At 64.4% G+C, this 8,400-nt stretch carries 8 protein-coding genes and 1 pseudogene; 1 reads left to right on the top strand and 8 read right to left on the bottom strand.

Annotated features, from left to right (window positions below; genetic code table 11):
• From VGG53_RS07755 to VGG53_RS07730, 6 genes are all read right to left on the bottom strand, one after another.
• Nucleotides 1-1,210, bottom strand: a 1,210-nt coding sequence (locus tag VGG53_RS07755) for a virulence factor Mce family protein (RefSeq protein ID WP_331517466.1), incomplete at its 3' end; no start/stop codon positions are given.
• Nucleotides 1,210-2,532: an MCE family protein gene (locus VGG53_RS07750; RefSeq protein ID WP_331517465.1), complete on the bottom strand. Its 1,323-nt coding sequence runs from the start codon at nucleotides 2,530-2,532 to the stop codon at nucleotides 1,210-1,212. The genes VGG53_RS07750 and VGG53_RS07755, both read right to left, overlap by 1 nt.
• Nucleotides 2,529-3,557: a virulence factor Mce family protein gene (locus VGG53_RS07745; RefSeq protein ID WP_331517464.1), complete on the bottom strand. Its 1,029-nt coding sequence runs from the start codon at nucleotides 3,555-3,557 to the stop codon at nucleotides 2,529-2,531. Before VGG53_RS07745 ends, VGG53_RS07750 begins: the two co-directional genes overlap by 4 nt.
• Nucleotides 3,558-3,602: 45 nt before the next feature.
• A complete protein-coding gene (locus VGG53_RS07740) occupies nucleotides 3,603-5,027 on the bottom strand; it encodes an MCE family protein (RefSeq protein WP_331517463.1) in 1,425 nt (474 codons plus the stop codon).
• Between the two features lie 4 nt (nucleotides 5,028-5,031).
• Nucleotides 5,032-5,886 (bottom strand): ABC transporter permease, encoded by an 855-nt coding sequence (locus VGG53_RS07735; RefSeq protein ID WP_331517462.1) that lies wholly within the window; start codon nucleotides 5,884-5,886, stop codon nucleotides 5,032-5,034.
• Nucleotides 5,887-5,895: 9 nt separating this feature from the next.
• On the bottom strand, nucleotides 5,896-6,666 hold the full coding sequence (locus VGG53_RS07730; protein WP_331517467.1) for an ABC transporter permease: 771 nt from the start codon (nucleotides 6,664-6,666) through the stop codon (nucleotides 5,896-5,898).
• A 669-nt stretch (nucleotides 6,667-7,335) separates the two neighbouring features.
• On the opposite strand from VGG53_RS07730, the gene VGG53_RS07725 reads away from it, so the two are divergent.
• Nucleotides 7,336-7,716, top strand: coding sequence for a hypothetical protein (locus VGG53_RS07725; RefSeq protein ID WP_331517461.1), 381 nt, complete (start codon nucleotides 7,336-7,338; stop codon nucleotides 7,714-7,716).
• A 134-nt stretch (nucleotides 7,717-7,850) separates the two neighbouring features.
• Here VGG53_RS07725 and VGG53_RS07720 read toward each other — a convergent pair whose 3' ends face one another.
• Nucleotides 7,851-8,222: an SDR family oxidoreductase gene (locus tag VGG53_RS07720; protein ID WP_331517460.1), complete on the bottom strand. Its 372-nt coding sequence runs from the start codon at nucleotides 8,220-8,222 to the stop codon at nucleotides 7,851-7,853.
• Nucleotides 8,216-8,400 (bottom strand): annotated as a pseudogene (locus VGG53_RS07715) (hypothetical protein); the annotation flags it as partial. The pseudogene VGG53_RS07715 and the gene VGG53_RS07720, both read right to left, overlap by 7 nt.

The following is an 8,400-nucleotide window of genomic DNA, read 5'->3' as shown; positions in this document are numbered from 1 at the left end:
CCGCTTGGGCCGGCGGCGGCGTATTAGCTGGCGGAACGTAGTCGGGCCGCATCCAGTCCTCGCTGTAGGTGACCTCGTTGGGCCTGGCCTGTGGTCCGACGAAGAGGTTCTCTCCGATCATCGGGAAGTTGTACTGGCGGTTTTTGAAAATCGGCGCCAGGTACTGCGCGCAAAGTTTCGACGCTTGCTCGGCCCCGAGGCGGGAGGCGGCCTGCACAGCTCCGCAGAGGAAGGCGATCGGGTTGGCGAAGTTGTTGATCGCCAGCGCGCCGGTCAGCGCACCGTTGGCCGGCTCGAAGATGTTGTTGAAGTCCTGCAACACCGTCGGGCCGATATGCAGCGTCTGCTTGATGTCGTCGAGGCTCTGGACCACCGCCGTGGTGATCGACGCCAGCTTGTCCGACGTGGTGCCGATGGCCTCACGGTTGTCTGCGGCGAAGCTCTGCAAGTCCGACAGGACCCCGTTGAGGCTCTCCACCGTCTGACCGACCTTGTTCGGATTGTCGGCGAGCACCGACGAGACCGCGGCCAGGTTGCGGTTCAGCTGTTCGAGCAGATCGGCACTATCGTGCAGCGCCGTCACCAGCGTCGACAGGTTTTTGAACGTGGAAAAAATGTCCTTGCTGTGGTCGCCGAGCGCGGAGACCGTCTGCGACAGTTTGATGATGCTGTCGCGGATGGTGGGGCCCTGCCCGCGCAGGTTGTCGGCAGCGGTGTTGATGAGCGAACCCAGCGTGCTCACGCCGCCCGGCTGGGTGGGCTTCAGCAATTCGGTGACGCGCTGCAGTTGGTCTCGCAAGTCGTCCCACTCGACTGGCACCGCCGTGCGGGCCTGGGGAATGACCGCGCCGTTACCCATCGTGGGCCCGCCGGTGTAGGGCGGGGTCAGCTGGATGGCCCGACCCGTCACCAGCTGCGGCGACAAAGTTACGGCTTTAGCATCGGCGGGGACCTTGTACTTGCGATCGAACCAGAATGAAATCTTGGACCGCAGAGGCTGCGGTTCAATCTTTTCGACCTTGCCCACCGGCACGCCCCGGATGCGCACGTCGTCGCCGGGAAATACGCCGTTGCTGTTGTCGAAGTAGCCGACCACCACGGTCCGGGCCGCCTGATCGCTGGCTCGCATCCCGACGACCAAACCGGCAACGAGCACTAGCACCAGGGTGCTCGCGAGCACCACGCGAGCGTTGTCTCGTAGCCAGCCCATCACGGTTGGCCTCCCGGTCGCGTCGCAGGGTCGTTCACAATGACCGGCGTGGGGGTCGGTGCGGGAATAGGAACAAGGGGCGGCCCCGGCGGAGGACCGCCAGCTGGCGGGGCCGGCGGCGGTTGCCGATAGGGGTAGCAGCCAGGACCGGGCAAAGCCACGCCGGGAACACCGCACTGATGGTTGTCCGGGTTGCCGGTGATCGCGTCGGGCAGATTTTGCCGTGGCTGGCCGCCCTGGCCGGTCCGCGGGGACGGCATCGGCAGTGGCGGAGTCCCGGGCTGACCGGTCGGCGGGTCCGTCAGCTGCGACGGCAGCAGTGTCGCCGGGTCCAGTCCCAGGTCGGAGAATGCGGCATTAATGAACGGCTGCACGAACTGTCCCGGCAGCAGGTTCACCACGTATGCCTTGAAGAACGGGCCCGACGCAACCGACTCGCCTAGCGACATGACATAGGCATTGACCATTGGGATGACCTTCTGCAGGCGCTCCTTGCGGTTGTCGATGATCGTCAACACCCCATTGAGCTTGTCCAGTGCCGGCCGCAGCTCCTGCCGGTTCTCGGCAATGAATCCCTGCAGTTGCCGCGACGCCGCGGAGACATTCGTCCAGATCTGGTCCAGGGCCGCGCTCTGCGTCCGCAGCTGCGCCAGCAGCGCATTGGTGTCCTTCACCAGGCTGACCACCTGGTCGGTGCGCTTGGCCAACACTCCCGTGGCCTTGGCCGCGTTGTCGAGCAGGCTACGGAGGTGGGCGTCGCGTTCGTCGAGCGTTTGGGCAAACCTCGCCACCCCCTCTAGCGCGTTCCTCAGATCCGGCGGGGTATGGGCAAAGGTTTGCGCCAAGGTGGTCAGCGATCCGGACAGCTGCTCGGTGTTCAGGCCGCTGATCGTGGTGGCAAGGTCGCCAAGAGCGTCGGGCAGCTGGTAGGGCGACACCGTTCGATCCATCGGGATGATGCCCTCGAGCCGGCCGTCGCCGCGGGGTGTGACGTCGAGGACCTTGCTGCCCAGGAGGCCTTTGGTTTTGATCGCCGCCTCAGTGCGGTCGCCCAGATGAACGTTTTTGGAGACCTTGAACTTCACCAGCACGCCGGACCCGTCGAGTTCGATGCTGGACACCTTTCCCACCGGAAAACCGGAGATCTCGACGCCATTGCCGGTCCTCAGCCCGCCGGCGTCCGCGAAATACGCGGAGACGTTTCTGCCCGGGTTGAGAAAGGGCAGCTTCTGCCACTGCAGCGCAGCCAGGACAACCACGAAGACCGCCACGAGGCCGATGGCGCCGATGATCATGGGGTTGCGTTCAGAGAACAATTTCATTTGGGCGTGCACCGTCCCGAGGGCTGACCGGCGATCTTGATGTACACCGGCTGGCCGCCCTTGCCGTTGAGCTTGAGCACGACGTCGCAGAAGTAGAAGCTGAAAAAGTCGCCGTACATCGCCTGGCGGTCCAGCGCCTGGTATTTGTCCGGCAGCGTGTTGAGCAGGTTGTCGAGGTAGTCATGGTCGGCCAGCGCAATGTTTGCGACCCGGTCGGTTTGCTGGACCACTTTCCGGAACGGCTGCCGGGCCTGCGACATGAGGTCGGCGACCGAGCCGGCGGCGGCGTTGGTGTAGGCCACCGCGTTGGAGATGTCGGTTTTGCGGGCGGCCAGCCCGTGAACCAACTGGGACAGCGACGTCACCGCTTTGTCCAATCGGTCGCTCTGACCGCCCAGCGACCCCAGCACCACATTGAGGTTGTCGACCACCTGCCCGATCAGCAGATCGCGGTCGGCCAACGTGTTGGTCACCGCGGCCGCCTGGTCCAGAAACGTCCCGATCGTGGGTCCCTGGCCCTGAAACGCCTGGATGAACAGTTTGCTCAGCTCGTTGACCTGGTCCGGGTTGAGCGCCCGAAACAGTGGGCGGAAGCCGCCGATCAGCGCATCCAGATCCAGCGCGGGTTCCGTGCGAGCCAGCGGAATCGTTCGACCGGGACTAAGCGTCTTGAGCCCCCCGGCCCCTTCTTCGAGCGCCAGGTAGCGGTCGCCGAACAAATTGTCGTAGCGCAGCACCGCCCGGGTTCCCTCGGTGAGGGTGACTGATTTTTCGGCGGTGAACTCGACCCGCACCGTCGCGTCCGGATTGATGGAGATGTTCTTGACCTTGCCGACCTCCACCCCGGCGATCCGGACAAGCTTGCCCTTCCTCAGATTGGTCACGTTGTTGAACTCGGCGTAATAGGTGTTGCCTGCGCCGAACCGAACCTGGGCGAACACCGAAACCAAAAGGAACGCCGCGAGCAGGCTAACGGTCAGGAAAGTGCCCAGGCCCACAATGGTGCCTCTGAGGTTTTCCTTCATGGCTTCTCTCCTGCTTCTGTGGATCGTCGGCGGCCAGAATGGCGGTCAGGGTGGCGGTGGACCCGTTGCCGGTGGCGGCGGACCCGGCGGCGGCGGTGCCGGCGGTACCCCGGGAAACAGCGGCACCCCGCCCGGCCCGTAGAGCTGCGCCCCGTACGGCGGCGTTGCGAACCCAAGGGTTGGCTGCGGCCCAACCGCCGGTCCGGGGATGCAACTGCGGAAGCGCCTGCTCGTCGCCGAAGCCGGTTCATCGAGCCTCGCCTGCGGCGGCTCCGGCACAGGGTGGGTGGCCCCGAAGTATGACCCGTAACAGGGACGCCCGATGCCAGGGTTGGGCCGCATATCGAGCCCGGTTCCCCAACCGGTGTTCGTGACGAGCTGCCGCACCGGGAAGTTCTTCGTGGCGTCCGGCAGCGACCCGCATCCCGGCTTTCCGCCGGGTCCGCCTTTGGCCTCGGCAATGGGCAGGTTGTCGGGATAGATGTAGGGGTCGTTGCCTAGCAACAGCGCGACGTCGAGCTGAAGCGTCCGGCCGTCGGCGCCGCCCCACGCCGCATAGCCGCCGTTGTTGAGATACCAGGTGACGCCCTGTAAGAAGCAGGTGTACTCGGGGTTGTACTTGAGCAGCAGGTTCGTCGTAGGTTCCAGGGTGTTGACCGACGCGACGAAATTGTCCTTGCTCTGGCCGAGCAGGTTGGTTCCGGCCTGCGCGAAACCAACGGTGTTGAGCAGCAGGTCGTCCAGCTCCTTCTGATGATTCACAACGGTGCTGCTGGTGGTGCTGGCGGTGTTCAAGATGGTCAGGATGTTCTGGGCGGCTGCGTCGTAGGTGTTGCTGAGGTCGCCGAGCTTGCGCCAGTCCTGGCGGATGGTGTCGCTGCGCGCGTTGAGTGCCAGCAAGACCTGGTTGAGGTCGGTGGTGGCCTCGCCCATCCGTTCACCTTGTCCGCGCACGCCTTCGGCCACCGCGCTCAGCACCGCGTTCAGCTTGAGCGGATCAACCATGTTGAGCAGGTCGACGACGTTTTGGAAGACCGTGTTGATCTCTGTGCTGACATTCTTTGAATGCAGTACCGCACCGGCGGCGAGCCGCGCACGACTTGGGTTCGACGGATACATCAGGTCGACGAATTTGGCGCCGAACGCAGTGGTGGCATTGATCTGTGCCTGCACGTTGGCCGGGATATACCGGATCTGGTCAGGATCGATCTCCAGCCTCAAGCTGGCCCCATTCCTGCCACTGCCGATCTGGCTGACCCGGCCGACTTGGACGCCACGCAACATCACCTTGGCGTTCGCCTCCAGCACCAGTCCCGCTCGATCCGATGTCAATGTCACCGGCACATACGACCTGTAGATGCCGCTGAAGGCCGCCGTGGTCACGAACAGGAACAGGCCGATTGCCCCCAACATGATCAGCGTCCACCACGCGGTGGGGATGCGGTGTTCTCCTGGTCTGCGTTGTTTCATGTCACTAGCTCGCCAAGTGGAAGTTGCCGGACTGGCCGTAGACGGCGAGGGTGATCAGCACGATCTCCACCGCCGCGACCACCATCGAGGTACGCACCGCCCGGCCGACGGCTTCACCCACCCCGGCCGGCCCGCCGCTTGCGGTGTACCCGTAGTAGGTGTGCACCAGCATGACCACGACCGTGATCGCCACCGACTGGAGGAACGACCAGACGATGTCGCGGGGGCTGAGGAACGTGTTGAAGTAATGGTCGTAGACGCCGGTGCCCTGTCCGTAGATGGCGGTGGTGCCAGCGCGGGAGGCCAGGAAGGCCATCATGATTGCGATGCAGTACAGCGGGATGACCACGATGACCCCGGCGACGACCCGGGTGGACGCCAGGTAGCTCACGCTGCGGATACCGATTACCTCGAGCGCGTCGATTTCCTCGTTGATCCGCATCGCGCCCATCTGAGCGGTGGCGCCGGCACCAATGGTCGCCGACAAGGCGACGGAGGCGGTTCCGGGCACAATGAGCCGGACATTGAAGTAAGCCGACGCGAAACCGGTGAGGGCTTCGATACCGACAGACGCCAGCTGGTTGTAGCCCTGCACTGCCACCAAGGCACCGGTGGTCATCGTCAGGAAGCCGACGATCACGACAGTCCCGCCGATCATTGCGAGCGCTGCGGTACCCAACCCCATTGCCGCGATCAACCGCAGCACCTCGGTCCGGTAGTTGATGACGGCATCGGGAATCGCACCGATCGTCGTGGCATAGAACCGCATCTGCGATCCGATCCGATTCCACTCGCGGACCACAAGGTTGATGGTGCGCTGCAGCCGCGGATGGAGCTTGCTGGGAACGGTAAGCGTCATGGGTTCACCTCATGACACCGTGAATTGGATACCGACGGCGGTCACGATGACGTTGATCGCGAACAACACCATGAAGGTGTAGACAACGGTCTCGTTGACCGCGTTGCCGACACCGGCCGGACCACCGCCGACGGAGATGCCCTTGTAGCAGGCGATCATGCCTGCCGCATAGCCGAATAGCGTCGCCTTGATCATCGAGACGATGACGTCGGCAAGGCCGGTAAGCGTCGTCAGCCCGGTCACGAACGCACCCGCCGAGACGTGTTGGACATACACGGTGAAAAAGAATGCGCCGGCGAGACCGACCACCGTCACCGCGGATTCCAGCGCCAAAGCCACAGTGGTGGCCGCCAGCACGCGCGGAACCACCAGCCGCTGAACGGGATTGATGCCCAACACGCGCATCGCGTCGAGTTCTTCGCGGATCGTCCGAGCTCCCAGGTCGGCGCACATCGCCGTCGAGCCCGCGCCGGAAACCACAAGCACCGTGACGATGGGAGCGATCTGGTTGACGGTGCCGATCGCCGCGCCGGTTCCAGAGAAATCGCCGGCACCGATTTCGGTCAGCAGGATGTTGAAGATGAACGTCAGGATCACCGAGTAGGGAAGCGTCATCATCAACGCCGGCAGCATCGACACCCGCGCCACGAACCAGCTCTGTAGTAGGTACTCACGCCAGGCGAACGGCGGCCTGAACGTCAGCACCATGCCGTCCAGCGCCATCGCGAAGAAGCCGCCCATTACGCGAACGGGCTTGGCGACTCGATACACCGTCACCATTGGTGCCTCCACGACACGTTCGTCAGGTGGGTGCACCGCAGGTTCGCTCGCGAATGCTCGCGACGCATGCCTCGTCGGCCTATCAGCGAAACCCGTTGGTGACACGAGGGCCGGTGACCGATTATGCCGGGTTCTAGACGGCCTTTATCGCGCGTGCGAACTGGGTCGCGCCGCGGTGTGCCTGACGACACTGCCACGGCGAGGAAACCCCGATTCCGCAGCTGCAGATGGTCATGCTCAGCCTGCGGCATGGCGGGAACGATATCGACGCTTTCAGTACGGTGACTGCTCCACCAAGAGGGATTATGGGTCCCCCATCAGGGTCACTTTCCGGTTTAACGGTCGAGCGTCGGTGATTTGCTGTGCACGCGTTGAACAAGGCGCCAAAGATCAACTGCCACGGGTGGTTGCGCCACGCGACCGCGGCGCCACGTCATGACGGAGCAACTGCGGGGGAAGCGCCGGCCCCTCGTGCCCCCATCGGGCGCCGATCCGTCATAGCCGGACTCGTAATCACCTGTTACACGACCATTTTCGTGGGCTGCGAGAAGACACTCCCCATGCTGCCGGACAAGATCCCGGGCTGGCCAACGCGGGAGCACACTGAGGAGCCGCTGCGCGCCACCGTTCAACAGCAACCTGTGGACGACCATCTACTGTATACGAGCGATGTTGCCGCACATGGTATCTCGTGGTCACGGTCGGGCCGTCAACATCGGCGCCGACTCGGTGCGCACCGAGCTCATGGACCATGCGATGTACAACGCCGCAAAGGGTGGTGTGCATGCGATGTCTACGACGCGCTCGGCGTCCCGCACCCGCCCTGCACGGGTCTGCGCAGCATCGCCCACCTGGGGGTCAGCACGTTCGCGTTCGCGCACCGCCTGCACGAGCGTGCGGTCCCGGACGAACGCGTTCGCGTCGAGCTGCGCTGCCCCGACCCGGACGAACTGTGGACGTGGGGTCCCGCCGATGCGGGTCAGCGGACGAGCGAAGACTTCGTGCGCGTCGTCACCCAGCGGCGGCACTGGACCGAGACGGCGCTTCTAGTCGAGGGTGACCTCGCGGCCGAGTGGCTCGAGATCGCGCAGGCCTACGCCGGCGTGCCTGGGAAGGGTAGGCCGGGGCGGGTGACACATTGAGCGGATCCCACCCTGCCGCGACGAGTGGGGACTGCACACAGATCACGGCGCCTCATCGAGGATCGCGGGGGGCGAGGACCGGTGGAACCCGTCGAAGGCCACATTGTTCTTGGCCGGCTGCAGATCCCACCATCCACGACGGGCGTTCGGCGCTCCCCCGTCGATGCGGATGCAGGACCCGGTGATGTAGCTCGCCGCCGGCGACAGCAGATAGACGATAGCCGCTGAGACTTCGGCTTCAGTTCCAAACCGCTGCAATGGGATACCTGGTGTCAAGTCGTTGCGAATAAATGCGGTGTCCTTGTCGTCGTAGGTGTCCAGACCCTGCGACGCGATCGATCCGGGGGCGACGGTGTTGACGCGGACACCGGATTCGGCCCATTCAGTCGCCGCGCATTCGCTCAGCGTCAGCATTCCGCCGCGCGCCGCCGCGGAATGGGAGAAATGTGGCCCAGCGTCCATCCGCCGTTGACCGGTCGCGCCACGGTCGTCAGGCCCCCGGCGTCGGAGCCAGACCCCGGCTCGGTCAGCGCGATCGCGACGTTTTCGCGACCTTCAATCATCGCCGGCAGATAGCGCTGTTGGATCTCCT

Source organism: Mycobacterium sp. (assembly GCF_036490025.1).
In the GTDB taxonomy this organism is placed as follows: domain Bacteria; phylum Actinomycetota; class Actinomycetes; order Mycobacteriales; family Mycobacteriaceae; genus Mycobacterium.
Note: the sequence above shows the minus strand (reverse complement) of the source record. Positions and strands in the feature narration are given on the sequence as shown.

Excerpts from the sequence above, each read along its gene's own strand:
- VGG53_RS07750 (WP_331517465.1), bottom strand. The coding sequence starts at position 2,532 with ATGAAATTGTTCTCTGAACGCAACCCCATGATCATCGGCGCCATCGGC.
- VGG53_RS07745 (WP_331517464.1), bottom strand. The coding sequence starts at position 3,557 with ATGAAGGAAAACCTCAGAGGCACCATTGTGGGCCTGGGCACTTTCCTG.
- VGG53_RS07740 (WP_331517463.1), bottom strand. The coding sequence starts at position 5,027 with ATGAAACAACGCAGACCAGGAGAACACCGCATCCCCACCGCGTGGTGG.
- VGG53_RS07735 (WP_331517462.1), bottom strand. The coding sequence starts at position 5,886 with ATGACGCTTACCGTTCCCAGCAAGCTCCATCCGCGGCTGCAGCGCACC.
- VGG53_RS07730 (WP_331517467.1), bottom strand. The coding sequence starts at position 6,666 with ATGGTGACGGTGTATCGAGTCGCCAAGCCCGTTCGCGTAATGGGCGGC.
- VGG53_RS07725 (WP_331517461.1), top strand. The coding sequence starts at position 7,336 with ATGTTGCCGCACATGGTATCTCGTGGTCACGGTCGGGCCGTCAACATC.
- VGG53_RS07720 (WP_331517460.1), bottom strand. The coding sequence starts at position 8,222 with ATGCTGACGCTGAGCGAATGCGCGGCGACTGAATGGGCCGAATCCGGT.